General features: G+C 58.3%; 26 protein-coding genes. 13 read left to right on the plus strand and 13 right to left on the minus strand.

From position 1 onward, the window contains the following. The first annotated feature begins 4 nt into the window (after window positions 1-4). From GOX75_RS15085 to ggt, 3 genes are all read left to right on the plus strand, one after another. The gene (locus GOX75_RS15085) at window positions 5-343 is read left to right on the plus strand and encodes an STAS domain-containing protein (protein ID WP_171124429.1); all 339 of its coding nucleotides are present in this window, start codon (window positions 5-7) and stop codon (window positions 341-343) included. 31 nt (window positions 344-374) lie between these two features. Then, window positions 375-815 (plus strand): ATP-binding protein, encoded by a 441-nt coding sequence (locus GOX75_RS15090; protein ID WP_171124431.1) that lies wholly within the window; start codon window positions 375-377, stop codon window positions 813-815. Window positions 816-1,013: 198 nt separating this feature from the next. Continuing rightward, the gene (gene ggt, locus GOX75_RS15095) at window positions 1,014-2,591 is read left to right on the plus strand and encodes a gamma-glutamyltransferase (RefSeq protein ID WP_171124433.1); all 1,578 of its coding nucleotides are present in this window, start codon (window positions 1,014-1,016) and stop codon (window positions 2,589-2,591) included. Window positions 2,592-2,615: 24 nt separating this feature from the next. Here the strand turns inward: ggt and hspQ are convergent, their stop codons facing one another. Beyond that, the gene (gene hspQ / locus GOX75_RS15100) at window positions 2,616-2,942 is read right to left on the minus strand and encodes a heat shock protein HspQ (RefSeq protein ID WP_171124435.1); all 327 of its coding nucleotides are present in this window, start codon (window positions 2,940-2,942) and stop codon (window positions 2,616-2,618) included. An 80-nt stretch (window positions 2,943-3,022) separates the two neighbouring features. On the opposite strand from hspQ, the gene GOX75_RS15105 reads away from it, so the two are divergent. Next, entirely contained in the window at window positions 3,023-3,904 is an 882-nt protein-coding gene (locus tag GOX75_RS15105; RefSeq protein WP_171124437.1) for an AEC family transporter, read from the plus strand. A 60-nt stretch (window positions 3,905-3,964) separates the two neighbouring features. After that, a complete protein-coding gene (locus GOX75_RS15110; RefSeq protein ID WP_171124439.1) occupies window positions 3,965-4,546 on the plus strand; it encodes a lytic transglycosylase in 582 nt (193 codons plus the stop codon). A 14-nt stretch (window positions 4,547-4,560) separates the two neighbouring features. Here GOX75_RS15110 and GOX75_RS15115 read toward each other — a convergent pair whose 3' ends face one another. From GOX75_RS15115 to GOX75_RS15130, 4 genes are all read right to left on the minus strand, one after another. Next, the gene (locus tag GOX75_RS15115; RefSeq protein WP_171124441.1) at window positions 4,561-5,157 is read right to left on the minus strand and encodes an outer membrane lipoprotein carrier protein LolA; all 597 of its coding nucleotides are present in this window, start codon (window positions 5,155-5,157) and stop codon (window positions 4,561-4,563) included. A gap of 139 nt (window positions 5,158-5,296) precedes the next feature. Further along, window positions 5,297-8,191, minus strand: coding sequence for a DNA translocase FtsK (locus tag GOX75_RS15120; protein WP_171124442.1), 2,895 nt, complete (start codon window positions 8,189-8,191; stop codon window positions 5,297-5,299). 14 nt (window positions 8,192-8,205) lie between these two features. After that, entirely contained in the window at window positions 8,206-9,387 is a 1,182-nt protein-coding gene (locus GOX75_RS15125; RefSeq protein WP_171124444.1) for an aminotransferase class I/II-fold pyridoxal phosphate-dependent enzyme, read from the minus strand. 108 nt (window positions 9,388-9,495) lie between these two features. Continuing rightward, window positions 9,496-10,824 (minus strand): amidase, encoded by a 1,329-nt coding sequence (locus tag GOX75_RS15130; RefSeq protein WP_171124446.1) that lies wholly within the window; start codon window positions 10,822-10,824, stop codon window positions 9,496-9,498. A 53-nt stretch (window positions 10,825-10,877) separates the two neighbouring features. Between GOX75_RS15130 and GOX75_RS15135 the strand changes: the two genes are divergently transcribed. After that, window positions 10,878-12,140, plus strand: a complete 1,263-nt coding sequence (locus GOX75_RS15135; RefSeq protein WP_254428818.1) for an FAD-dependent monooxygenase — start codon at window positions 10,878-10,880, stop codon at window positions 12,138-12,140. Here GOX75_RS15135 and GOX75_RS15140 read toward each other — a convergent pair. The 4 genes from GOX75_RS15140 to GOX75_RS15155 all read right to left on the minus strand — a co-directional run bounded on the left by GOX75_RS15140 (window position 12,137) and on the right by GOX75_RS15155 (window position 14,770). Beyond that, complete coding sequence (locus GOX75_RS15140) at window positions 12,137-12,322, minus strand: Trm112 family protein (protein ID WP_171124448.1); 186 nt, start codon at window positions 12,320-12,322, stop codon at window positions 12,137-12,139. The genes GOX75_RS15135 and GOX75_RS15140 overlap by 4 nt on opposite strands. Further along, window positions 12,319-12,960: an LON peptidase substrate-binding domain-containing protein gene (locus tag GOX75_RS15145; protein WP_171124449.1), complete on the minus strand. Its 642-nt coding sequence runs from the start codon at window positions 12,958-12,960 to the stop codon at window positions 12,319-12,321. Before GOX75_RS15145 ends, GOX75_RS15140 begins: the two co-directional genes overlap by 4 nt. A 27-nt stretch (window positions 12,961-12,987) precedes the next feature. Continuing rightward, on the minus strand, window positions 12,988-13,905 hold the full coding sequence (locus GOX75_RS15150; protein ID WP_171124451.1) for a co-chaperone YbbN: 918 nt from the start codon (window positions 13,903-13,905) through the stop codon (window positions 12,988-12,990). Window positions 13,906-13,981: 76 nt separating this feature from the next. Continuing rightward, a complete protein-coding gene (locus tag GOX75_RS15155; protein WP_171124453.1) occupies window positions 13,982-14,770 on the minus strand; it encodes an exodeoxyribonuclease III in 789 nt (262 codons plus the stop codon). Between the two features lie 940 nt (window positions 14,771-15,710). Between GOX75_RS15155 and GOX75_RS15160 the strand changes: the two genes are divergently transcribed. Beyond that, window positions 15,711-15,968, plus strand: coding sequence for a hypothetical protein (locus GOX75_RS15160; protein WP_171124455.1), 258 nt, complete (start codon window positions 15,711-15,713; stop codon window positions 15,966-15,968). Between the two features lie 278 nt (window positions 15,969-16,246). Here the strand turns inward: GOX75_RS15160 and GOX75_RS15165 are convergent, their stop codons facing one another. Further along, the gene (locus GOX75_RS15165; RefSeq protein ID WP_170415695.1) at window positions 16,247-16,933 is read right to left on the minus strand and encodes a response regulator transcription factor; all 687 of its coding nucleotides are present in this window, start codon (window positions 16,931-16,933) and stop codon (window positions 16,247-16,249) included. Window positions 16,934-17,094: 161 nt separating this feature from the next. Here GOX75_RS15165 and ribA point away from each other — a divergent pair, with 161 nt between their 5' ends. Further along, complete coding sequence (ribA, locus tag GOX75_RS15170; protein WP_171124457.1) at window positions 17,095-18,189, plus strand: GTP cyclohydrolase II; 1,095 nt, start codon at window positions 17,095-17,097, stop codon at window positions 18,187-18,189. After that, complete coding sequence (locus tag GOX75_RS15175) at window positions 18,186-18,686, plus strand: L,D-transpeptidase (protein WP_171124459.1); 501 nt, start codon at window positions 18,186-18,188, stop codon at window positions 18,684-18,686. Before ribA ends, GOX75_RS15175 begins: the two co-directional genes overlap by 4 nt. Here GOX75_RS15175 and GOX75_RS15180 read toward each other — a convergent pair. Then, window positions 18,670-19,329 (minus strand): YggS family pyridoxal phosphate-dependent enzyme, encoded by a 660-nt coding sequence (locus tag GOX75_RS15180; protein ID WP_171124461.1) that lies wholly within the window; start codon window positions 19,327-19,329, stop codon window positions 18,670-18,672. The two genes, GOX75_RS15175 and GOX75_RS15180, sit on opposite strands and share 17 nt — an antisense overlap. Window positions 19,330-19,429: 100 nt before the next feature. Continuing rightward, window positions 19,430-20,464 carry a porin gene (locus GOX75_RS15185; protein ID WP_171124463.1) on the minus strand — a complete coding sequence of 345 codons (1,035 nt, stop codon included), beginning with the start codon at window positions 20,462-20,464 and terminating at the stop codon, window positions 19,430-19,432. 282 nt (window positions 20,465-20,746) lie between these two features. Here GOX75_RS15185 and GOX75_RS15190 point away from each other — a divergent pair, with 282 nt between their 5' ends. The 4 genes from GOX75_RS15190 (at window position 20,747) to holA (ending at window position 25,345) form a co-directional block, all read left to right on the plus strand. Continuing rightward, a complete protein-coding gene (locus GOX75_RS15190) occupies window positions 20,747-21,235 on the plus strand; it encodes a DUF3576 domain-containing protein (RefSeq protein WP_171124687.1) in 489 nt (162 codons plus the stop codon). Window positions 21,236-21,307: 72 nt separating this feature from the next. Next, window positions 21,308-23,842 (plus strand): leucine--tRNA ligase, encoded by a 2,535-nt coding sequence (leuS, locus tag GOX75_RS15195; RefSeq protein WP_171124464.1) that lies wholly within the window; start codon window positions 21,308-21,310, stop codon window positions 23,840-23,842. Then, a complete protein-coding gene (gene lptE, locus GOX75_RS15200) occupies window positions 23,829-24,320 on the plus strand; it encodes an LPS assembly lipoprotein LptE (protein WP_171124466.1) in 492 nt (163 codons plus the stop codon). The genes leuS and lptE overlap by 14 nt, the downstream gene beginning before the upstream one ends. Beyond that, a complete protein-coding gene (gene holA / locus GOX75_RS15205; protein WP_171124468.1) occupies window positions 24,317-25,345 on the plus strand; it encodes a DNA polymerase III subunit delta in 1,029 nt (342 codons plus the stop codon). Before lptE ends, holA begins: the two co-directional genes overlap by 4 nt. Here holA and GOX75_RS15210 read toward each other — a convergent pair. Next, window positions 25,342-26,526, minus strand: coding sequence for a TIGR03862 family flavoprotein (locus GOX75_RS15210; protein WP_171124470.1), 1,185 nt, complete (start codon window positions 26,524-26,526; stop codon window positions 25,342-25,344). The genes holA and GOX75_RS15210 overlap by 4 nt on opposite strands. Window positions 26,527-26,546: the final 20 nt, after the last annotated feature.

Raw genomic sequence — 26,546 nt, forward strand, 5'->3', positions numbered from 1 at the left:
GCGCATGAGCCTGACCAGCGAAACAACAGGCGGCACACAGATCATCACGGTTCATTCAGACCGGATAGATGCAGCTATGGCCATCCAGTTCAAGGAAGACATGAGGAACGAAGCTCAAGGTGGCAATGCGCGGGTCATTCTGAATCTGACCCATGTAGAGTTCATTGATTCCAGCGGTCTTGGCGCCATCGTCGCTGCGATGAAGCAGCTCGGCAATGGTCGCAGGCTGGATTTGGCCGGACTGCATCCCTTTGTCGAAAAGGTATTTCGGCTGACGCGCATGGATACGGTTTTCAAGCTGTTTGCGTCGCTGGACGACGCGCTGTCCGCCCCCACAGACTAACCAGCCGCTCAACGGAATTGGCACGACACCAATGAGTAACTGTAACTGCCTGGATTTGAGTTTTGTCGCGACAGAAGCAGAAGCCAGCCTTGGCATCGCCAGGTTGAGCTTGTGCCTAGAAGAAAAGGGCCTGCCCGGTCACAAGGCCGGTGACGTGAAAATCGCGCTGGCAGAGGCTATCAACAACGTGGTCGAACATGCGTATGCCGGGATAACCCCGGCCCGGGTGCAGGTACATTGCCGCTTTCACCAGAACTGGCTCGACATCCTGATTTCCGACACCGGCATGCCTCTGCCAGGGTTTTGTATTCCCGAAGGCATTCCTGCAGCATTGGGCGAAACGATTGATGAATTGCCCGAGGGTGGGTTTGGCTGGTTCCTGATCCATGAATTGACCAGCGACATCCGATATGAGCGCAAAAGGGGCTGCAACAGGCTGTCGCTTCGGTTCGACTTTCCAGACTCCGGCTGACCCAAAATCGCCACAATCAAACCATGGTCACGCCGCAAACAAAGGGCATAGTGATTCTCGTAGCTCAGATAGCTTCCCTCGGCGTCCAGTGTCACAGCCCCCACCCAGTGAACGGCGCCGAGGAACTTCCCATTGATTTGACTGGACAATATCTGCCTGCGCGATACCTTCGGCGCGTTCAATCAGGGAAACAAAGCTATGCGGGATTTTCACACTCCGGGCAGATCCGAAGTTCTGGCGACAGAAGGCATGTGTGCCACATCGCACCCTTTGGCAGCTCAAGTCGCAGTGGACATTCTGCAAAAAGGCGGCAACGCAATGGATGCGGCGATCGCCGGGGCCGCCCTTCTGGGTATTTGCGAACCGCAGATGACTGGGCTGGGCGGCGATTGCTTTGTGCTTTTCAACCGGGCCGGAGAAAATGAAATCCGCGCGCTGAATGGTTCGGGGCGAGCACCTTCGGCGGCGGACCCCCAGAAACTGCGCAATGCCGGTCTGACGACTGTGCCGCTGAATACAACGGAGTCAGTCACCATACCCGGTGCGGTGGACGCTATATGCCATCTGGCCGAAACCGAAGGTAGACTGGGCCTCGACGCGATCCTTCAGCCTGCGATTCACTACGCCGACATCGGTGTGCCGGTCGCACCAAGGGTCGCGTTCGACTGGCAAACTGGCGAGGCAACACTGCAGGGTCCCGCGCGCGGTCATTACCTGATCGACGGTAAAGTGCCGAAGGTCGGGCAGGTCTTCCGCGCGCCTGGTCAAGCCGAAGTTCTGCGCCAGATCGCCAAGCGGGGGCGCGACGCCTTCTATTCTGGCGATATCGCGCAAGACATGGTCGATGCACTGACGCAAATGGGCGGGGGACATTCGCTTGCTGATTTTCAGGCAACCAAATGCACCGAAGCCCAGCCCGTAGTTGGCAATTATCAGGGTGTTGACCTTGTCGAACACCCACCAAACGGTCAGGGTGCGACCGCGATCCTGCTTTTGAACATTCTGAAAAGCTTCGATCTGGCCAGCATGGATCCCTTCGGGACCGAGCGCATACATATCGAGGCCGAAGCCTCGAAACTGGCATATGATGCGCGGAACCGGTTCATTGCAGACCCTGATCACACTGCGCGGGCCGAGTTATTCTGCGATCAGGTCTTGGCCGACAGGCTGGCAGCCCTGATCGACCCCAAACGCGCGATGCCTGCGGCGGCCCCCCTGACCGAGGCAATCCACAAAGACACAGTTTACATTACGGTCGTTGACCGCGACCTGATGGCCGTTTCCCTGATCTATTCGATCTTCCACAGCTTTGGCTCGGGCATCGCGTCCGAGAAATACGGGATACTGCTGCAAAACCGAGGGGCCGGATTCACGCTTGAACCCGGGCACCCCAATGAAATGGGCCCCGGCAAACGCCCGATGCACACGATCATCCCGGGTATGCTCTGCGAAAATGGGCGCGTCACCATGCCATTCGGCGTTATGGGCGGCGCTTTTCAACCAACCGGGCACGCCCGGCTTTTGTCCAACCTGACAGATCACGGGCTGGGACTTCAGCAAAGTATTGACGCCCCGCGTGCCTTTGCAGATGCAGGCGTTCTTAAGCTAGAGCGCGGAATTCCGCCCAAGGTCGCTCAACAATTGGCCAGCATGGGTCACAATGTCCAAACTCCAGAAACACCACTTGGCGGCGCCCAGGCAATCAGGATCCGTGAAGATGGCGTCTTGGAAGGCGGAAGCGATCCCAGGAAAGACGGTTGTGCGCTGGGATATTGATCCGAGCGCAGAGCGCGCACCCGATCAGTTCAAATGAAAGTGCAGCGGATATGCCCCGTTTTCGAACGGGCCGAACATGTCGGGGATATCAGGATGTTCCACAGGTTCGCCCGACTGATCGGCAATCAGGTTTTGTTCAGAAACATAAGCAACATAGAAGGATTGATCATTCTCTGCCAACAAATGATAGAACGGCTGATCCTTGATCGGGCGGCTGTCTTCCGGAATGGCCTGATACCATTCTTCGGTATTGGAAAACTCTGGATCCACGTCGAAAATCACCCCCCGAAAGGGATGTTTTTTGTGGCGGACCACCTGGCCCAAACGGTACTTGGCGTTTGTCTTAAGCATTTTCACAGCCCCCAAGGGTCTTACTACCTCTTTCCGCGCGAGAATGCCAATCATTGATCTGAAATTTAGGGAAACAGTCTGTGAACCTCTTACTGACAGTCTTTGAAATCGTGGCCCCTGTCTTTCTTTTGGCGGGTATCGGCTTTGTCTGGGTCAAACTGGGGTTTGAATACAGGCTGCAGTTTGTAACCCGCCTTGCGGTTACCCTTGCGGTGCCCAGCCTTATCTTTGTTGCGCTGATGCAGACCGAGATCCCGGCCGGAGAACTGACGCGTTTCACTGTGGCGGCCATTGCGGGTCACGTCGTGCTTGCAGTTGCCTTTGAGGTATTCGTGCGGCTTGGCGGATTGGATCGACGGACGTATCTGGCGCCGTTGATCTTTGGGAACACCGGAAATCTTGGATTGCCCTTGTGCCTGTTTGCCTTTGGTCAGGCGGGTTTGGGGTTTGCGGTCGTGTTTCTGGCCGTTACCGCGTTGCTTTCGTTCACTTACGGCATCTATCTGGTCGCGGGCAAAGGCGCGTTTGGCAAAGTTGCCCGCGAACCGATGGTATGGGCCACATTGCTCGGCGCGCTGTTCCTGTGGCGCGGATGGGAGACCCCGGTCTTTCTGACCAATACACTGGACTTGCTGGGGCAAATGGCGATTCCCATGATGTTGATCACCGTGGGCGTCGCCATCGCGCGCCTGACCACCCGCAAGTTGGGTCAGGCCATCTGGCTTTCATTGCTAAAACTCGCGGTTTGCTTTGTTTTAGGGTGGGGGATCGCGGTGGCGTTTGACCTTGATGCCGTCGCATTTGGGGTGCTGCTTGTGCAAATGTGCACGCCGGTTGCGGTGACTTCATACCTGCTGGCCGAGCGGTTTGACGCAGATTCAGACGCCGTCGCCGGGCTGGTCATGGTCTCAACTGTTCTGTCTGTTGCCGCTTTGCCTATTATTCTAGCTATCGTTCTATAGCGATTGTGATTTCCTCGGAGCGCAATCTGCGCTAGAATAAAGAAAAAAGGCACGAGGCACATGAGCAGAATTCTTATCGTACTCTTCGGGGTGCTGCTTTTGGCATCCTGTGGGGGCGGGTCAAAGCAACCGCCCAGCAAGCTAAATGACGCGTGCAGCATTGCGCGCGAACGGCCGGATTATATCAAGGCATTCAAAAGCACCGAGCGCAAATGGGGCGTCCCGGTTCACGTCCAGATGGCGACTATCTATCAGGAAAGCCGCTATCGCCATGACGCAAGGACACCGCATCAATACGTGTTGGGCGTCATCCCGATGGGCCGTCAAAGCAGCGCCTATGGGTTCAGTCAGGCACTGGACGGAACCTGGGATGAATACCAGAAAGAGACCGGCAAACGCCGTGCCAAGCGCGACCGTATCCGGGACGCTTCGGATTTCATCGGCTGGTACATGAACAAAAGCTATGAGCGGAACGGGATTCATCCCAGCGACACGCGCAACCAGTATCTCGCCTATCACGAAGGTCATACGGGATATGCACGTGGTAGCCACTACAGCAAGACTTGGCTGTTGAACGTCGCAAATGACGTGGATGCGCGCGCCAAGCTGTATCAGGCACAGTTGGCCGGCTGTCGGTACTAAGAGAACTCAGCGGGTCAGCGATTGCCTGACCCGCTTCGCGCGCGGTTGGAAAACAGGCTTTGATCCAACCTGTTATCCGTATCCAATTGGCCCAGCAAAACAGTAGTCTGGCTACCGGCATTGTCGTGGATGACCCATTTGCGCAGCTCTATCGGATCGCCAGTGAACATCAACTCAATCCGGCCCGAATCGGGATTTTTCGGGTCCTGAGCGGTAACGACCGTGGCTGTTCCGTCAAACTCATGCCCGACGACCATATTGGCCTGCCCCAGATTGACGTTGCGCGCCAGTACCAGCGACAACGGTGTGCGCTTCAGCGGGTATTGCTCGGGTGGTTGGTTGGATTTCGGGTCGAATATCTGAACCGTTCCTGCACGCGCCAGAACAACCGCGCTGTTTGGTGGATCATATTCAAACCGCATCTTGCCCGGCCGTTCCATCCACAGTTTACCAGTGCTCAATGAACCGTCATCATTGACCTGCGTAAACGTGGTCTCAACGGTTTTCAGACCGTTGAGATAGTTGGAGATCTGCGACAAAGGCAGTTTTTCAGCGGCCCACGCAGCCGGCGCAGCCAGCGTCAGGGCCAGGGCAAAAGCAATCTGTTTCATGATCTACCAGATATGCGTTTCGCCGCTGTTATCAAATATCCAAATCCGATTTCAGGGGTGCCTAAAGCAGCAGACGCGCTGAAACCCATAATTTCAGCGCGTCACTTGATTTTGATACGGCGGTATTCCGCAAAGCCACTTATTGCTCGGGCACAAGGATTTCGCGTTTTCCGACATGGTTTGCCGAGGAAACAACGCCTTCATCCTCCATCTGCTCGACCAGTCGCGCGGCTTTGTTGTATCCGATGGCGAGTTTTCGCTGAATATACGAGGTCGAACATTTTCGATCCTTGATCACAATCGCCACGGCCTGATCGTACAAAGCGTCCTCACCGTTCGTGTTGCCACCAGTGTTCAGGCCCAGCACGGCGTCAATATTGTCGGCTTTTTCCTCGGCCGGGCCATCCACGACGCCGCTCATGTAATCTGGCGGGCCGAACTGTTTCAGGTGGCTGACGATTTCCTCGACCTCTTCATCCGAGACAAACGGACCATGGCAGCGCGTGATCTTGGCACCACCCGCCATATAGAGCATGTCCCCCTGCCCCAGCAGTTGTTCGGCACCCATCTCGCCCAGAATGGTGCGGCTGTCGACCTTGGACGTCACCTGAAACGAAATCCGGGTGGGGAAGTTCGCCTTGATCGTACCGGTAATCACATCGACCGAAGGTCGTTGCGTGGCCATGATCAGGTGAATACCCGAAGCCCGCGCCATCTGAGCCAGACGCTGAATGCAGGCTTCGATCTCTTTACCTGCAACCATCATCAGGTCGGCCATCTCGTCGACGATGACCACGATATAGGGCATCGCTTCGGGCGCGAATTCTTCGGTCTCAAACACCGGTTCGCCCGTCTCATCATCGAATCCGGTCTGGACCGTGCGGCTGAACATTTCACCCTTGGCCAGCGCGTCTTTCACACGGCCGTTGTAGCCTGCGATGTTGCGCACGCCCATTTTGGACATTTTGCGATAACGATCCTCCATCTCACCCACGACCCATTTCAGGGCAACCACAGCCTTTTTCGGGTCGGTCACAACAGGGGACAGCAGATGCGGGATGCCGTCGTAAACCGAAAGTTCCAGCATCTTGGGGTCAATCATGATCAGGCGGCATTCATCCGGCGTCAGCTTGTACAGCAGCGACAGGATCATCGTGTTGATCGCCACCGATTTACCGGACCCCGTGGTCCCCGCGATCAGCAGGTGAGGCATTTTCGCAAGGTTCGCCACAACGGATTCACCACCGATATCCTTACCCAAGGCCAGCGGCAACGCGTGGTTGCCGTCGCCAAAGTCCCGGCTGGCGAGGATTTCGCGCAGCACCACCATTTCGCGGTTTTCGTTGGGCAGTTCGATCCCGATGACCGAGCGGCCCGGCAATGTCGAAACCCGCGCCGACAGCGCCGACATGGACCGAGCAATGTCATCGGCCAGACCGATCACCCGGCTTGCTTTCAGGCCCGGTGCGGGCTCAAGCTCGTACATGGTGACAACGGGGCCGGGGCGGACGCTTACGATCTCACCCTTCACGCCGTAGTCGTCCAGCACGTTTTCCAGCATCCGCGCGTTTTCCTCCAGCGCCTCATCGCTCAGGTGGTGGCGCTGAATGCTGGAGGGGTTCGACAGCAGCCCCAAGGGCGGCAGTTCGAAATCAGAATGCTTTTCCTCGAAGGACAGCGCTGGTTGTGCCTCGGCCTGCGCTCGGCGCGACGGCTGCGGTGCGCGGCGCACGGGCTGCGCAACGACCGGTTTGCGGGGTTCGGCAACCGGGATTTTCACAGCCGGGCGCTGTTGCGGCACGGATTCCGCCACATCTTCGAACACGGCCTCATCCTCGTAACCCGTGCCAAAATCATCCGCCTGATCCACGGGCTCTTGCCAGTCGGTGGCCTGAGGTACTGACATCATCGGTTCCACCGGCAAACCCGCCGACGTCATCGGGGGTTCAGGCGGCAAGTCACCAGCCCCGCCTGCATTCAGGATAAGCGGATCCGGCCCCCTGCCGCGCCCTTTGGTCAGCGGCAGGTTCGGATCAGGCTCAGGCGTCATCTCACCGGCTGCGACCTTGCGGTTGCGCACGGCGGCGGAAATTTTTGAGCGAATACGGTCTTCTCCCGGCATCTCGTCAAACCCGGCGACGGGCTCACGATCCAGCAATTCAGGCTCGGGCATCGGCTCTGGGCGGCGGATCAAGGAAGGCATCCGCGCAAGAAGGCCTGTTTTCACAGACTCCGGCGACTCGAGTGGGGGTTCGTCGAATACGGGGTCGGCATAGGCCAGTTCATCTTCAAAAACAGCTTCGGCGGCTTCTGCCCTTGCCGTTTTACGGTCGTCCCATTGCGCGCGGCGATCACGGGCGGCCTGCGCTGTCGCTGCGGCGCCCCGGCCCAGCAGGTTCATCAACCCATCGTATGACATGACCAGACCCAACAGGAATGCACGGAACCCTTTGCGCACATCATCCTTGGTGAACCCCAGAACAAACACGCCAAGCGACAACATTCCGACCGCCATGGCCAAAGACATCACCTTGACCATGAAATGCGACGAGATCGGCAACAGCGTCAGCAAAGCGCCCATAACCGTGTCACCAAACAGACCACCCAGCCCAAAGCTGTGCGTGGTACGCCACGCCTCGCCTGGGACAAGCGTTGCCGCGTATACGGACACAATCGCTATCCAGATCGGAGCAAAGATTAGCCGGGCAATCGCACGTTCTTCGCCAAAATGACCTGCAAATCGCACGCCCCATCCGATCAGAACCAGCGCAATGCTCCAACTGCCCCAGCCGACAATCATGAACAGGGGCGCGGCAATCGACGCACCGATCCGGCCCATCCAGTTCTGCACCGGCGCATCGGTCGACACCATCCAGTTGGGATCGTCCGGCGTGTAAGACCAGATCATCGCGGCTGCGGCCAGGCCCAGCAGGATCAAGGCAATGCCGATCAGCTCTTTGCTGCGCCGCTCAATGGCGGCTTGCGTCGTACTGTCCAGCAATGGATCGCGATTGCGCGCGTTATATGATGCCATTTTGCCCTCGTACCTCACGAATAGATGCAGTCGCGGAGCTTGATCAGCCCTTGCTGCAACTCTGTTTTTGGGGCCACCAAAGCAGCCCGGATAAATTGTTCGCCCGGGTTTTGCCCCGGATCGCCTTGAGAAAGATATGCGCCCGGCAGTACCCGGACCCCGGTTTCCTGCCACAGCTTCAATGCGGTTTCTTCGCCATTATCGACCGGCAACCAAAGGAAAAACCCGGCCTGCGGTGCCATATACCCCTGAATGCCAGAGAATACCTGATCCGCAATGGCGTATTTTGCCTGATAGAGCGCGCGGTTCTCGGCCACATGCGCCTCATCCGCCCACAGCTTTGCCGCAGCCGCCTGCAAAGGCAGCGGCAAGGGTGCGCCCGCGTAGTTGCGCAGTTGTTTGACCCGTTTGATCGTCTCGGGGCCACCTGCGATCAGGCCGGAACGCAAGCCGGCGACGTTTGACCGCTTGGATAGCGAATTGAACAATGTGATCCGCTCAGGATCTGCGCCCAGTTCCTGCGCGACGGTCAAAACGCCGGTCGGGACCTCATCGCGGTAGATCTCGGAATAGCATTCATCCGCGAAGATGCGGAAATCGTATTTTTCGGCCAGCCGGATCAGTTCGGCCCAGTAGTCGCGCGACGCCACCGCGCCCTGCGGATTGGCCGGGGAACAGATATAGGCCGCAACCGTGCGGTTGAGAACATCCTCGGGCAGACCTGCGTAGTCCGGCAGATGGCCGGTTGCAGCGGTGGCAGGCACAAATACCGGCTCGGCCCCGATCGAGATCGAGGCGACCATATAGACCTGATAAAAGGGGTTGGGGCATAGGATGACCGGTTTATGACCGTTCTTTTCCTCGGGGCACAATGCCATTGCCGCGTTGTACAGCCCCTCGCGCGTACCGTTCAGCGCCATGACATTGGCGTCTGGGTCCATCGTCACACCATAGCGGCGTTTGATCCAATCGATGATTGCGCCACGCAGCTCGGCAGAGCCCTCATTTGGGGGGTATCCCTGAAATCCGGCCGCGTTTTCCATGATTACATCTGTCACCCATGCGGGGAAATCGTGCATGGGCGCGCCGATGGTCATGTGAATGACATCACCGCCCGGCTGGTGATGATCCAACAGGGTGCGCAGACGCGGGAAAGCATATTCCGGTAGGTTCGAGAACCGCTCGGGAAAATTCATAACTACTGCCTCAATGCCGGGATCGTTTTCGCCCCGTTTTTTGGCAGATTACAGGTCGGATTCCGCTTAGTCCAGACAAAGCGACGCCGAATCAGGGGATTGTGGCATTCACGCCAGAGCGGTTTCGACCGCCGCACCCACCCGCAAAAGCGCTTCTTCCGATCCCGGATACCCCATCATCATCAACCCGCACCCCGCCGTTCCCGTTGGAACGGTCAACGCGGCCAATCCCATCAGATTGCCGATCCGGGTGTTGCGCAATGCCAGCAGGTTCTCGGTGACATAGTAGTCATGATCCGTCATCAACCGCTCAAGATTCGGGGGAAGGATCGGCGCGGTTGGGGCCAGCACAGCGTCAAAACCAGCCGTCGCTGCATCCCATGCGGTCCGGCAGGCTTTCAACCGGGACCAGGCCGCAATGTAATCCGGCCCTGACACGTTCTTGCCCGCGCGGAACCGCTCCAGAATCTCTGGGTACATTGCATCGGGGTTGGCCTCGATCACGTCGCGCCACAGACCGTAGGCTTCGGTCGTATAGAGGACACCGGACAGGCTCATGGCGTCGTTCAGTTCGGGCACCTCTAGCGGGACAATCTCGGCTCCGGCCTCTCGCAAACGGTCCAGTGCGGATTCGTAAGCCGCGCCCGGGCCATCCCGCAGATCATCCTTGGCCACATTCTGCAAATCGGCGAAACGGCGGCCCTGCAGCGTTGCACCCCGCAGGTCAGCGGGCGTGCCGCCTTCCAGCAGCGCCAACAGATGAGCGGCGTCCTCGACAGAACGCGCCAATGGGCCAATCGTATCAAACCGCAAACACAAGGGCACAGTCCCCTCAAGCGTTACGCGCCCTGCAGTGGTCTTCAACCCGACAAGATTGTTCCAAGCCGAAGGAATACGGACCGACCCACCTGTATCCGACCCAATACCGCCCGCGGCCAGCCCCCACGCGACCGATGCCGCAGCACCCGAGGAAGACCCGCCCGGCACCGCGTCGACATCGTCTATACAGGGCGGCGTTCCGGTGATCGGGTTCAGACCCAGCCCGGAAAAGGCTAGTTCGCTCATGTGGGTCTTTCCCAGACAAACCGCCCCCATCGCCGTTGCATTTCTGACAACAACCGCATCCCGGTCAGGGACGCGCCCTTTTAAAAGGGCTGTTCCGGCCTCGGTCTCTGTACCAGCGGTATCGAACAAGTCTTTCCAACTGATCGGCACACCATCTAGCAGGGACCGGCGCAAGCCCAGTTTGACCCGCACGCGCGCAGCTTCGGCCTCGGCGCGGGCGCGTGTTTCGGTAACGCGGGCATAAATGCGGTCCCGGTGGGGGTGCGCGGTGATGGCGGACAGGTAGGTTTCGGTCAATTCGACAGGGTCGATCTGGCCCATTCCAATGCCTCGGCCCAGATCACACGCGGTCATGGTCAACCAATCCTGCATTCCTACCCCCTTGGAAAAATTCGCTTTGGGCGACGGTAGCGACAGGACCGCATATGGACAATCCCGAAAGGGCGCGCATATTGCACGGCATGGAACACAAGCCCGATATCCTGATCGTTGGTGGCGGTCTGAACGGTCCCGCCTTGGCGCTGGCATTAGCTCAGACAGGACACACAGTCACCATCATCGACGCCCTGGCCGAGAAAGTTCGGAAAAACGCCGCGTTCGACGGGCGAGCCTATGCGCTTGCGTTGGCCTCTCAACGCTTGCTGCAAACAATTGGTGTGTGGGAACGGGTCGCCGACCACGCCCAGCCGATGCTTGAGATCAAGGTCACGGACGGGCACGCAGGGACCGGGCCATCACCCTTCTTCATGCATTTCGATCACGCCGAGATCGAAGAAGGCCCGATGGGATACATGGTCGAGGATCGCCATCTGCGCCGAGCCTTTTTGGATGCGATGGACGCGGACAGCAACATCACGCAGATCAGTGGCCGAACAGTCATTGCGCAGGATCACGACGCAACGGGCGTCACCCTAACTCTGAATGACGGCTCGACCCTGACGGGCTGCCTGCTTGTGGGGTGCGATGGTCGCCGCAGCGGTACGGCTGCGCGTGCGGGTATCAAGCGCAGCGGATGGGATTACGGACAGACTGCTCTGGTCTGCGCCATCGAACATGACCTGCCCCATCACGGTATCGCGCATCAGTTTTTCATGCCGCCGGGTCCGCTTGCGATCCTGCCATTAACCGGCAACCGCAGCTCGATTGTCTGGAGCGAACGGACCGACGCTGCAAAACGCATCAATGCCCTGCCCGAAGCGGATTATCTGCAGGTCCTGCGCCCTCGCTTTGGTGATTTCCTTGGTGATATCAAGCTGGCCGGGGATCGGTTCACTTATCCTTTGAACCTGACGATCGCGAACGCATTCATTGGCGAACGAATGGCCCTAGTCGGAGATGCCGCACACGGTATGCACCCTATCGCCGGTCAGGGGCTTAATGCCGGGTTGCGGGACGTGGGTGCGCTGGCCGAGGTGCTGACCCTGGCCGGACGGCGCGGCGAGGATATCGGATCGGTTCTGGTGCTGGAGCGCTATCAGGAGTGGCGCCGTTTTGATACGGCGTCGCTGGCGATGGCGACAGACGTGTTCAACAAACTGTTTTCAAATGACAACCCCCTGTTACGCGTTGGGCGCGACATCGGGATGGGGATCGTCGGGTCACTTCCGGGCCTGCGCCGGGGCTTCGTGCGCGAGGCCGCCGGACTGACCGGGGACCTGCCGAAACTGCTTCAGGGGCGTCCGATTTAATCCAGTTGCCGCGCCTCGTCGACCAGCATCACCGGAATGCCGTTGCGGATCGGAAAAGCCAGCCCCGCAGCCTTTGAAACCAGTTCCTGCTTTTCCGCATCATAGTGCAGGGTTGTCTGCGTCTGCGGGCAAATCAACGCCTCAAGCATACGGCGGTCAAAGGCATGTTCAGGTGTGGTCATTGCAGCTTTTCCTCGCTCGATCCGCCGCGCATGGCGAATTCGATCAGTGTTACCAAAGTTTCGCGACGGGTACGCAGGCAGGGCGCTTCTAGCAAGGCCTGTTTTTCCTCGGGGTCAAAATCCAGCAGCATGGACAGCGAGTTGACCAGCAGTTCATCATCCGCGTCCTTCAACGAATCCCAGTCGGTCGATAGCTGCCGGGACGAAAAAAACCGCTCTAGCAGCGTCAGAAAGTTTGTGCGGTTGAACCCGTCATCTTGTTCGGCCCGGCCCAAGTCGCGGTCAAACCCATCCCAGGACACCTGGCAGCGACGATAAGGGGTAAAGGCGTCCAACTCGGACTTGACGCGAAAGCGCGAAATCCCGGTCAGCGTAATCAGGTAACGGCCATCTTCGGTTTCCGAAAACTGCGTCACCCGCCCCGCACAGCCGATCTGGTGCAGCTTGTCGTCGTCGCTTTGGCAGGGGTTCGGCTGCACCATCCCGATCAAACGCTCGGGCGTTTTCAGGGCGTCGTCCAACATCTGTAGATAGCGCGGCTCGAAAATGTGCAGCGGCAGGCGCGAGCGGGGCAACAGCAGCGCCCCGGGCAAAGGAAAGACGGAAACCGTTTCCGGCAGATCAGCGGGATGCATCATGTACCCCAGTGTAGCTCTGATCAGAGATTAGGCAAATATCATCGAGCTGAGTTTGCGCCGCCCATTCAGAACAATCGGGTCGTTTGGCTTGAGCGCGTCGAAGATCGTGAACAACTGCGCCTTGGCTGCGCCGTCGTTCCATTCGCGATCCCGACGGAACAGTTCAAGCAACTGGCTTACGGCCTCTTCCACATCACCATTGGCATGCAACGCCTGCGCTAGGTCGAAACGGGCCTGATAGTTGTTCGCGTCAGCCTGAACCGCCGCAGTCAGTTCGGCCACAGGGCCCGCATCTGCGGCTTGTTTGGCCAATTCCAGTTGCGCATGCGCCGCCTCCACTTCGGCAGAGGTGGAAATTTCGGCAGGGGCACCGTTCAAAATGGCCTCGGCCTGTTCCAGATCACCGGCTGCGATATGGGCGCGCACCAAACCGCCATAAGCCGCCGCATGGTTCGGATCCTCGCCCAGAATGGCAGCAAAGGTCTGCGCCGCGTCCGCAGCGGCGCCTTCCGACAGCATTTCTTCGGCCGCTTGAACGGCGTCATCCAATTGCCCGCCTGGGCTTTCGCCCCCTGCTGCTTCGATGACACGGTCGACAAATGCCTTGATCTCGGACCCCGGCAACGCGCCTTGAAACCCGTCAACCGGCTGACCCTTGAAAAACGCATAGACGGTCGGAATAGACTGAATACGCATTTGCGAGGCGATCATCTGCGCCTCGTCCACGTTGATCTTGACCATCTTCACTGCGCCCTTGGCGGCGGTCACAGCGTCTTCCAGCAGAGGTCCCAGAGTTTTGCACGGCCCGCACCATGGCGCCCAGAAATCCACGATGATCGGAGTTTCCTGCGAAGCCTCGACGACGTCGGCCATAAACGTGGCCTCGGACCCGTCCTTGATCAGATCCGCTGTATCGGGGCTGGCTGCGCTGTTCAGAAGGTCCATGACACTCACTCTTTCGTTCGAACTTGCGCCCTATATGCAACCGCATAGGGCAGAAACCAAGGGTTGAATTGCAGAATTAAAGGTCGAAAGTGGCAAAGACCGGAGCGTGATCGCTGGGCTTTTCCCATCCGCGCGCATCGCGCAACACGCGGCTGGAATGCCCCGCGTTCGAGATATCAGGCGTGGCCCAGACGTGATCCAGCCGCCGTCCCTTATCGGCCGCATCCCAATCGCGCGCACGGTACGACCACCAGCTGTAAAGCTGCCCCTCGGGGATATCCTGGCGGGTGACATCGACCCATCCGCCTGCATCCTGCGTCTCGGCCAGCGCTTCAACCTCGATCGGCGTGTGCGAAACGACCTTGAGCAGTTGCTTGTGCGACCAAACATCATCCTCGCGCGGGGCGATGTTCAGATCACCCACCAGAATGGACTTTTCGGGCTTTTCAGCATGGAACCAGTCGCGCATGTCGGTGAGGTAATCCAGCTTCTGCCCAAACTTCTCATTCACCTCACGGTCCGGCACATCGCCACCTGCGGGGACATAGAAGTTCTGGATGGTCACGCCGTTTTCCAGCCGTGCCGCGATGTGGCGGGCATGGCCAAGACCAGCGAAATCCTTGTCACCCACTTCCTCCATCGGGATACGCGACAGGATCGCAACGCCATTATATCCCTTCTGCCCACGCGCAACCATGTGGGTATAGCCCAGTTCCGCAAAGCCTTCGGTCGGGATCTTCTCGACCGGCGATTTACACTCTTGCAGACACAGCACATCGGGGGCTTCGTCGCGCAGCAATTTCAGCACGATAGGCTCGCGCAGACGGACCGAGTTGATGTTCCAGGTGGCAAGGGTAAAGGGCATTGGGGAATCCTCTGTCGTGGGTTGCGCGGAGGTTAGCGTGGGTTGGGATGGGGTGCCATGGGGAAAGAGACTGCAAGTCTGTTCTGCGGACAATACAGTCGCTCATAGATGGCGCAATACTTGGGCTTTCAGCACGATCGGTATCCATTTGTTCAAGTCGTTTGGTTTTTCCGCAGCTCTCTAATGTTGCTTTGGGCGATAGGAAGTCTCGGTTAAGAATTTAAATCGCAAGCAACATAGCGCGGAGGTACATTGAATGCCCAAAGGCATCTCGAAGCGGTTTATCTTAGGCGGTTTGGGTGCCGTGGTTGCGCTTATTACCTTAGCTTTCACGTGGTTCTTACTTTACGGACCAGGTGTTTGGACCGATAACATATCCAATCGCGACCTCTCTGATACGACCGTAGATGCTGGCCTGCCAAGAGAGGCGAACGGTCAATCCGCTGAACTCCTTTCAGCCTTTCACGGGCTCGATGCACTGCCTCGCGTCTCGAATGTGATTTGCAGAGGTTCTGAGGGTAATACCGGAATGCCTGTGATCTTCTCGACTGAAATAGACATTTCGACGATGCAGGCGGGGGATTTTCGGGTCACGACCCAATCAGGAGCAATTGGGACAATGCACTGCGCGTCAGTCCTGCCAGCCACAGACCCTGGTGAGTTGCGCACGGTTCTTTTGATAGGACAATTGGGACCCGCAGACAGCGACCCGCCTGTCAGAGTTGACATCATCGGCCATTTGCATTCCATCGATGGGACCGTGGATTATCGGGGAGCTAGTGTGCCGGTGATACCCCTCGAAGACGGTCCATCGATAACCCTGGCTGAAGTCGTGGAAGATTGGACACAAGTCGGTACGCTGGGGCCTCGCCGTGTCAGAGGCAGTCTTTGTCCGACAAAAGGAATCGTACAGGCAGTCCGTGTCACGTGGGAGGGCGGCGTGACATTGGAAGACGGCACCGAACCCGGCGAGGCAGAGCGCGACCTTTACACGATCACCGTCGCCGCAGCCGACGGTACCCGGCGCGACATAAAGCCAGCTGCGCTGGCCAACTTGGGTGACGGAGACAACAATCACATGCTCTGCGTAGACACGAGTGACATGCCCGTCTCGGTGTCTTTTCCCGCAAGCGTTCTGACTGACCCGAATGGCGATCTGAACCCGGCGACAAGGGCTGACGTTTCACCGCTGCGATGACCACTAATAGACCGCGATTTGGGTTTTGTGGCCTGCAGCTTTGGGGTTCATAAAAGCGAATACTGGATATGACTCGTATGATCATTTCTGCCGGCAGGAGGAAGAAACCGCTTTGGGCTCAAAGCAGACACCCATCCCCAACTTCCCACAAAAAAAGCCGGGCCAAAGGCCCGGCAGTCCAACAGGGAGGTACATGTCATTACCCGGACATGCACGGGTTGGGAGTAACCTAAATATATCTCCAGAGTATCACTTTGATCTGCATCATTCCATCAAAGTTACGACACAAGACGATATCCGCCCGACTCTGTGACCAAAAGGCGCGCGTTCGACGGATCGGGCTCGATCTTCTGTCGCAGGCGGTAGATGTGGGTTTCCAGCGTATGCGTGGTGACACCGGCATTGTATCCCCAAACCTCGTGCAGCAGCACATCACGCGCAACCACACCGTCGGCCGAGCGGTAGAGGAACTTGAGGATATTTGTCTCTTTCTCGGTCAGCCTGATTTTCCGGTCATCTTCGGTGATGAGCATCTTCATCGCAGGCTTGAAGGTATACGGCCCAAGAACAAAGACCGCGTCCTCGGACTGTTCGTGCTGGCGCAGTTGGGCACGGATACGGGCCAGAAGGACCGGGAATTTGAAAGGCTTGGGTACGTAATCATTGGCACCGGCATCAAGGCCCAGAATGGTGTCGGCGTCGCTATCGTGCCCCGTCAGCATCAGGATCGGACTTTTGACACCCTGCTTGCGCATCAGGCGACACAGTTCGCGACCATCGGTATCTGGAAGGCCGACATCCAGAATAACCAGATCATAGATCGCTTCGCGGGCGCGCTCCATGGCGGACTGCCCGTCGGACGCTTCGAACACGTCAAAGTCTTCGGTCATCACAAGCTGCTCACTCAGAGCTTCGCGAAGATCTTCGTCGTCGTCCACCAGCAGGATTTTCTTAAGCTGTGCCATATCTGGTCCTCCTAAGCCTTTTCCACCACTTGCGCGTCAAAGATGCAATCAACAAGGTTTGCTGCAATCGTCTCACGCCCTCGTGTCTGATGATGAGGAAATGTTTCACATTTCCGTCCGATCAGGCTACAGGAAGGGCTAATCGTTACAGGGTAACATAAATGAGTCTCATCCCGGATATCTCGGAACTGCTGGCACGCGCGCGTGCGGACCTGCGTATGGGTGTGCCTGTCATCCTGACAGATGACAGCGGCTTCAGCGTTCTTGCAATCGCGTCAGAAACACTAAGCGCCCAACGGCTTGCGGATTTGCGCGGGCTGGGCGGTGAACCGGTCGTCGCCATTACCGTGCGCCGGGCAGAAACGCTCAGGGCGCGAGCCTATGATGGGGATTTGGCACGGGTGATTATTCCAGCCGATGCGGATATCGGTTGGGTTCAAGCGGTCGCCGACCCGTCCGATGATCTGAACGCACCGATGAAAGGCCCCCTGATGACGCAACGTCAGGGCAGCTCCAGCCTGCATCGTATCGCCATTGCCCTGACCAAATCCGCCCGCTTGCTTCCCGCAGCCGTTGTTGTCCCCATTGATGACGGGCGCGCCTTTGCCAGCGCACATGGCCTCACCTGCATTGATCACACCCGGGCAGCACCGCATCTGGCAGACCGCAGCATTCTGAACGAAGTGGTAGCCGCGCGCCTGCCCATGGAGGTGTCCGAGGCCGGGCGGCTTCACGTCTTTCGTCCGGAAGATGGCGGCGAGGAACATTACGCCATCGAAATCGGACGTCCCGACCGTAGTAAACCCGTATTGGCCCGTTTACACTCGGCCTGTTTTACGGGCGATCTCATGGGGAGCCTGAAATGCGATTGCGGCCCGCAGCTTCGGGGTGCGCTTGCCCAGATGGGAACGGAAGGGGCCGGGGTGCTGTTGTATCTGAACCAGGAAGGGCGCGGTATCGGGCTGGCCAATAAGATGCGGGCCTATTTCCTTCAGGATCAGGGCTTCGACACGGTCGAGGCCAACCATCGGCTGGGATTCGAGGATGACGAACGGGATTTTCGTTTGGGTTCGGATATCTTGAAATCGCTGGGCTTCAGTGCCGTGCGGCTGCTGACCAACAATCCGGCCAAGATCGCGATGATGGAAAAGACGGGAATCGCCGTTACGGAACGCGTTCCGCTGAAGGTCGGAGAAACAGCCCATAATCGCGGGTATCTGGCGACCAAGGCGGAAAAATCGGGCCATCTGCTTTGACCCCCTATGACCTTGTGCTCACACCGCGGGGCGTCCGGTTTGCCGGGCGTATGTTTCCCTGTTCGATCGGCAAGGGTGGGCTCAGCAACACCAAGCGTGAGGGCGACAGCGCAACCCCGACCGGTGTTCACCGTATCGTGGGTATGCTTTTCCGGCCCGACCGGATCGCGGCGCCAACTCCATGGGCCATCCCGATTGGGCCGTGGGATCTGTGGTCGGATGACAGCGGCGATGATCGCTATAACCAACTGGTCAGCGCGCCCTACCCGTTCAGCCATGAAAAGCTGCGCCGGCCGGATCCCTTATACGATCTGGTTCTGCTTACCGACTGGAACTGGCCGAACGCTGTTCCGGGAAAAGGTTCGGCAATTTTTCTGCATCAGTGGAGGAGACCGGGCTATCCCACCGAAGGTTGCGTTGCGTTTCGAAGGGAACACCTTCATTGGATCGCCGGAAGGATAACACCCGATACACGGCTGATTATTCCTGCGGTTTGACACGCTCGCCAAAGATCGCCGATCCGACACGCACATGGGTTGCGCCCAATGCGATGGCCTTTTCAAAATCACCGCTCATGCCCATGGACAGCCCCGTTAGCCCGTTCCGGTCTGCGATTTTGGCAAGCAGCGCAAAATGCAGCGCGGGCTCTTCCTCGACCGGAGGGATACACATCAACCCGGCCAATGGCAGGTCCAGATCACGGCATTCGGCGATGAATGCATCTGCCTCGGCAGGAATGACACCGGCCTTCTGATCCTCTTCCCCGGTATTCACTTGTATGAACAAGTCGGGACAGGCTCCGATCTCTTGCGCCAGACGCGCCAGCGTTCTGGCGAGCTTGGGGCGATCGACAGAGTGTATCGCGCTGAACAACTCCATGGCCTGACGCGCCTTGTTCGTCTGGAGCGGTCCAATCAGATGCAGATCAATATCAGAATAGTCCCGCATGAAGTCGGGCCATTTCCCCATGGCCTCTTGCACCCTGTTTTCCCCAAAACAGCGGTGCCCCTCATCCAGAACACCGCGAACGCGTTCGTTCGGCTGTACCTTGGACACGGCAATCAGCTTAACAGACCCGTTTGGCCGCCCGGCAGCGGTTTCAGCTTTTTGGATACGAGTGGCAATATCATGCAGCGACATGGGGATCCTCAATTGGTTTGAGGCAGCAAAACACCATGTCGGCCCAAAAGAAAAGGGCAGGTCCGAAGACCTGCCCTTAAACCTTGCTGTTCAGATCAACTTAGAAGTTGAACTGAGCACCGAAGTCAGCACGGATGGTGCTGTCTGCGCTGCCGACTTTGCTGTCGCCGATACCACCGCGCAGCGATGCACCGCCACCCAGGTCGTAGATTGCGCCGATACCATACTGACGGGTGTCACCGTCTGCCGAACCGTCACCGTAAGCGGCGGTCAGGGTCAGAGCCGAACCAACATTGTAAGCTGCCGACAGACCGTAGAAGGTGTCGTCGGTTGCTTCACCAGCTGCGTTCGGAGCGGTGTCGCTTTCGTCACCAACAAACAGGGTGCCCGAGAAGTCGCCCCATTCACCACCCAGGGTGAAGACCAGCAGGTCGGGGTCGATGCCGAACGAGCCACCATCGGTCTGACCGTAGGCCAGAGCTGCGGTGATGTTGTTGAAGGTGTAGGTCGCGCTGATGTCCCAGCGGTCTGCATCTTCAGGAACACCGCCGAATGCAACGGTTGCCTGGTCATACGATGCGCCGAATGCGAAGTCGCCAACTGCGTACTGGAAGAACACAGCGTTCGAACCCGAACCGGTCGACGAGTAACCCAGGAAGCTGTAGTTAACGCCCGAGTACTGGCCGATGAAGTTTTCCAGGCCCGGCTCGTTACCGTAGTAGTTTGCCAAGTTGTCGAAGGCACCTGCAACGTTGCCCGCGTCAACACGCAGACCACCGTAGATGACCGAGAAGCGTGCGCCGTTCAGGCCGGCTGCGTTTGCTTCACCGTTACCGGCGTTTTCGTCAGCCTGCAGACGAACACGAGCCGAGAACTCAACGCCGCCATCGGTTTCAACGACGCCGTCGATGTTCAGACGGAAGCGCGAGATCAGGATGGTGTTGTCGGTGTCGACAGTGGCGGTACCAGCGCCGGTGATTGCACCGCTTGTAGTGGTGGTGAAGTTCGCAACCGAACCGGTGCGGTCTTCTTGGTATCCAATACCAAAGCGGCCGTAACCGCTAAAGCGTACGTCGGCCGCTGCAACACTTGCGGTTGCGATCAGAGCGGTCGATGCGAAGAGAACTTTTTTCATCTTGTTTCCCTCGGTTTCAAAGTTTTTCTACTCGACACATGCCTCAGCACATGTCTCAGCACGGGAACCGTTTCGCTCTTTTTGCCCCCTTCGCGCAAGCACGGGATAATTGGACAGCCCGCATTGGCAACAGATTGGTGCAAGGATGCCACAGTCCGTTTTGAGCCTTAAAGCATCAGCAATACCGCTTATTTGTTACAATAAGAGGGTTGTTGCCGCACTGGACCTTGTCTAGGAGTATCACTGAACGAACGAGACCAAGTGAAACAGGACCAGTCGACGATGCGCCTGCAGACGATTATCGGTTTGATCATAGTGGCCGCCGCAGTGTCGGCCTGCGGACAGAATCGAGGGGCCGCGCCGAACCCTGATCTGCTTAATACAGACAGCGGACGATCAAGCGAACGCGAACTGAACGATCCCAACCGTTCGACCATCTGGGATGTATTCGACACCAGAAACGCAGAGCAGGTTACAAATGTGAACCGCTATCTGTGGGCGGCGTCGCTGGATGTATTGAATTTCCTGCCCGTACAAGAGGTCGACCCATTTACTGGCATAATTGTAACGGGTTACGGGACACCCCCGGGTGGCGGGCGCTCGTATCGGGCGACGGTTCATATCAGCGACCCGGCTCTGGCGGCGCGCTCTTTGTCGGTGGCATTGCAATCCAGCGGCGGCGCACCGGTCAGCGCCGCAACTACACGCGCGGTCGAGGATGCCATCCTGTCCCGCGCCCGTCAGTTGCGTATTGCGGACAACAAGCTCTAGCAACCCGCCGAAAATCACAATATTACCACGCCGGGTTCATTCCCGGCGTTTTCATTCATGAAGGACCGCACGATGTCGCGCTACTCGGCCAACGAAATCGAAGCTAAATGGCAAGAGGCCTGGGACAAGGCCGGGATCTTCACCGCCAACCACAAGGCGGATAAGCCGAAATATTACGTGCTTGAGATGTTCCCCTACCCGTCTGGCCGAATCCATATGGGCCATGTGCGCAATTACACGATGGGCGACGTGATCGCGCGGCACAAACTGGCAACCGGCCACAATGTGCTGCACCCAATGGGCTGGGACGCGTTTGGGATGCCTGCGGAAAACGCGGCGATGGCCATTGGCGGCCACCCCAAAGACTGGACCTATGGCAATATCGCCGACATGCGCGGTCAGATGAAACCGCTGGGTCTGTCGATCGACTGGTCGCGCGAGTTTGCAACCTGTGATCCGGAATATTACGGCCAGCAACAGGCGCTGTTTTTGGATATGCTCGAGGCTGGTCTGGTTTACCGCAAGAACGCCGTGGTGAACTGGGATCCCGTCGATATGACCGTTCTGGCCAATGAACAGGTTGAAAACGGCCGCGGCTGGCGCTCGGGTGCGCTGGTCGAGCGCCGGGAACTGACGCAGTGGTTCTTCAAGATTTCCGACTATTCCGAGGAATTGCTGGACGCGCTGGATACGCTGGACAACTGGCCTGCCAAAGTCCGCCTGATGCAGGAAAACTGGATCGGCAAGTCGCGCGGCTTGCAGTTCGGCTTTGAACGCACTGATGGCGGCGAACCGATCACCGTCTACACGACCCGCCCTGATACGCTGATGGGGGCGTCTTTCGTCGGTATTTCACCCGACCATCCGATCGCCAAACAGCTTGAGGCGGAAAACCCAGAAGTTGCTGAATTTGTTGCGGAATGCCGCAAGGGTGGCACCACCGAAGAAGCGATCGAGACCGCCGAGAAGCTGGGCTATGACACCGGCATCAAAGTAAAACACCCGCTGGACCCGAATTGGGAACTGCCGGTCTGGATCGCGAACTTCATCCTGATGGATTACGGCACCGGCGCGATTTTCGCCTGCCCGGCCCATGATCAGCGCGATCTGGATTTCTGCCGCAAATACGGCCTGCCCGTGGTCGATACGTTCTTTGCGCTGGATGACGACTCTCCGGTCGACAAACTCGCATTCGTTCCGCCGAAAACCGAAAAAGTCCGCTGGGTGAACCACTTCGCTGGCCTGACCGAGGCAACAGGCGACGAGGCCATCAACACCACCGTCGATTTCGCTGAAAAGGCCGGATGGGGCCAAGGTGTCACCAAGTACCGTCTGCGCGATTGGGGGCTAAGCCGCCAACGCTATTGGGGCTGCCCGATTCCCGTTGTCCATTGTGATACCTGCGGCGTGGTGCCCGAGAAGAAAGAGAACCTGCCGGTCCGCCTGCCCGACGATGTGACTTTTGACAAACCCGGCAACCCGCTGGACCGTCACCCGACCTGGCGCGACTGCGTTTGCCCGTCCTGTGGAGCACCGGCCAAGCGTGAAACCGACACGATGGACACGTTCGTCGATTCGTCGTGGTATTTCGCCCGGTTCACCGCTCCGCGCGCCGAAACACCCACCGATCTGGCCGAAGCCGAATACTGGATGAATGTCGACCAGTATATCGGCGGGATCGAGCACGCGATTCTGCACCTGCTTTATTCCCGCTTTTTTGCGCGGGCGATGCAGATCACCGGCCACCTACCAAAAAAGGCGATTGAACCGTTCGATGCGCTGTTCACGCAAGGCATGGTCACGCATGAGATCTACCAGACCCGCGACGCCAATGGCCGCCCGGTTTATCACCTGCCGGAGGACGTGACCGACGGCAAACTGGCCGACGGCACCGAGGTTGAGATCATCCCCTCAGCCAAAATGTCGAAATCCAAGAAGAACGTGGTGGATCCGGTCAGCATCATCTCGGCCTTTGGCGCAGATACCGCCCGCTGGTTCGTTCTGTCCGATTCGCCGCCAGAGCGTGACGTTGAATGGACCGCATCGGGGGCCGAGGCCGCGTTCAAGCACCTCAGCCGCGTGCATCGCATCGCGTCGGAAATCGCGGAATCGGACGCTCCGGCCAATGCCGAAGACGAAACCCTGCTGCGCGAAATGCACAAGGCCATCCACGATGTATCCGGCGGGGTCGAATCCTTTGGCTTCAACGCGTCCATCGCCAAGCTTTATGCCTTTACCAACACGCTGGCCAAATCCAAGGCAGGCTCTGACGCCAAACGTCAAGCCGCTAAGACGCTGGCGCAACTTATGTCCCCCATGACACCACACCTGTCAGAGGAACTGTGGCAGTTACTGGGCGGCGAGGGGCTGGTTGCCACCGCCCCCTGGCCCGTCGCGGATGAGGCGATGCTGGTTGACGATACCGTCACCCTGCCGATCCAGATCAACGGCAAACGCCGCGCGGAAATCAGCGTTCCCAAGGATATGGACAAGGCAGAGGTTGAAAAAATCGCGCTCAGCACCGAAGCTGTGCAAAAGGCGCTGGATGGCAATGCGCCGAAAAAGGTGATTGTTGTCCCAGGCCGGATCGTGAATGTCGTTGTTTGACCGCAGAACCCTGTTAATGCTGCCGCTGGCGCTTGCCACCTGCGGTTTTGAGCCTGTTTACGCCCCCGGCGGATCAGGCGATGCCCTGAACGGCAAAGTTCAGGTTTCCGCACCAAATGATGTTGAAAGCTATTTGCTGGTTCAAAATCTGGAACAACGGCTGGGTCGCAGTTCCGGGTCAGTCAAGGATTATCAACTGGATGTAAACTTGGTCACCCAGACGCGGCGGGCGGCCATCCGAACAACCAACGATACCGACCGGTATACGATCGAGGGCCGTGCCAGATTCGCCCTTAAGTCGAATGAAACAGGTCAGATTATGACTTCTGGAACGGTTTCGGACTTTGTCGGGTATTCGGCAGCGGGTTCGACAGTGTCGACCCTTGCGGATGAGCGCGACGCCACTGACAGGTTGATGGTCATTCTCTCTGATCAGATCGTCAGCCGCCTTTACGCGGCACCGGGCCTGGCTCAATGAAACTCAGCCCGCGCGAGGCCGAGGGCTATTTCGCTAAACCGGACGCAGACAAGACCGGTCTGCTGATCTACGGGGCCGACGCCATGCGCGTGGCGCTGAAGCGCCAGCAGGTTCTTGCGGCGCTGTTGGGCCCAAATGCCGAAGAAGAGATGCGCCTGACCCGATTGCCGGGGGCCGACTTGCGCACGGACCCCGCAGCGCTTTTGGATGCGGTAAAGGCAGTTGGCTTCTTTCCCGGCCCCCGCGCCGTTCTGGTCGAAGACGCAACCGATGCCGCAGCGCCTGCGATCCTTGCGGCGCTGGAGGATTGGCGCCCCGGCGATGCGCAGATTGTCGTTACGGCTGGGCAGCTCAAGGCCAGTTCAAAAATGCGCAAGGCATTCGAGGCACATCCTGCAGCGTTTGCGACCGGAATTTACGATGATCCGCCTTCGCGCAACGAGATTGAGCGGGTTCTGACACAAGCCGGTTTGAAGAACATCCCTCGCGATTCCATGTCGGCCCTGACCGAGTTGGCTGCCGGCATCAGCCCCGGCGATTTCTCTCAGACCATTGAAAAGCTGTCGCTTTACAAGTCCGACGACGCAACTGAACTGACGATCGAAGATATCGAAGCTTGCGCCCCGCGCTCGACCGAGGCCGCATTGGATGATGTTCTCAACGTCGTTGCCGAGGGTCGCGCCGGAGAGATTGGTCCGCTGATCCGAAGGTTGCAATCGCAGGGCACCGATGCGGTCGCGTTGTGTATCGGGGCCACTCGGCATTTCCGCACGTTATATGCATGTGCCTCAGACCCCGGTGGTGCGGCACAGGGGATCAGCAAGATGCGCCCGCCAATCTATGGAAAGCGCCGGGATCGGATTGTAAGGCAAGCGCAAGGCTGGGGTGCAGCGAAACTTCAGACTGCCCTGACCGTTCTGACAGATACGGACCTGACATTGCGATCCGCAGGCCAGACGGCCCCGGCAATGGCGCTTGTTGAACGGGCGATGATCCGTCTGGCAATGCTTGCACGACCGCGTTAGCGCCCGGTTTCCAGCCACACGCAAGCGCTGCGACCCGCCCAACGCCCGGTTGCCAGACATGCCGTTAACAAATATCCCCCGGTCGGGGCCTCCCAATCCAGCATTTCACCAGCACAAAACACCCCCGGCAAAGACGTAAGCATAAGCCTGTCATCCACGGCGGCTTTGGCAACGCCTCCGGCTGTCGAGATCGCCTCGTCCATGGGGCGCAGACCGGTGTGATTAATGGGTAAGCGCTTGATCGCAGAGATCAATTTCTCCGGCGCAAGAACTTCACCCTTTGTCATTTCGTGGAACAGCGCGACTTTTTGAGGGGGCAGTCGCAGTGATTTCTTCAACCACTGCGACACGGTTGTCTTGGATTTTTTGGCAGTTAGGCGTTCTGTCAGGACCGACGTGTTCAGGTCAGGCGTCAGATCGACAAACAACGAAGCACCTTGGCGCAGGGCTGGGGTCAGTGAATACAATCCTCCGCCCTCCAGCCCATGGGTAGAAATCGTGGCCTCCCCCCGGCTGGCGATATCCCCGGCCACCCATTGAATCGACTTCAGGGCCGCACCGAAATGAGGGCGCATGTGATGGCTCCAATCCACCGAAAGGGCCGAATTCGACGGTTCAAACGGGGCAAGTGGAATCCCTTTGGCCGCCAGAATTGGGGCCCACTGCCCGTCAGAGCCCAACCGCGCCCAACTTGCACCGCCCAGTGCCAAAATCGTTGCATCCGAGTTTACGCTTTGTTTGCCGTCGGGGGTTTCGAATACCAGAGCCCCGTCCTCCCATCCGATCCACCTCCACCGCGTTTTGATCTCAACGCCAGCCGACCCGAGCCGACCCAGCCATGCGCGCAGCAAGGGGGAGGCTTTCATCGCAGTTGGAAATACGCGCCCAGTGGACCCGGTAAACACTTCCTGCCCCAGATCACGGGCCCAGTCCTGAACATGGGTTGCGTCAAATTCGGCCACGATAGGACGCAGCCACCGGGCAGCAGGACCATAGAATTGCATCAGGTCCTCGAATGGCTCATCCTTGGTCAGGTTCAAGCCAGACTTCCCGGCCATCAGGAACTTGCGCGCGACCGATGGCTTGGCCTCGGCCACTAATACGTCATGACCAGCCGCTGCAAGCTCTTGCGCAGCCATCAGGCCAGCGGGCCCTGCCCCGATCACCACTGCCTGTGCCATTCCTGTCCTATTGCCTTCTG

Origin of the sequence: Ruegeria sp. HKCCD7251, from assembly GCF_013031165.1 — a bacterium.
In the GTDB taxonomy this organism is placed as follows: domain Bacteria; phylum Pseudomonadota; class Alphaproteobacteria; order Rhodobacterales; family Rhodobacteraceae; genus Ruegeria.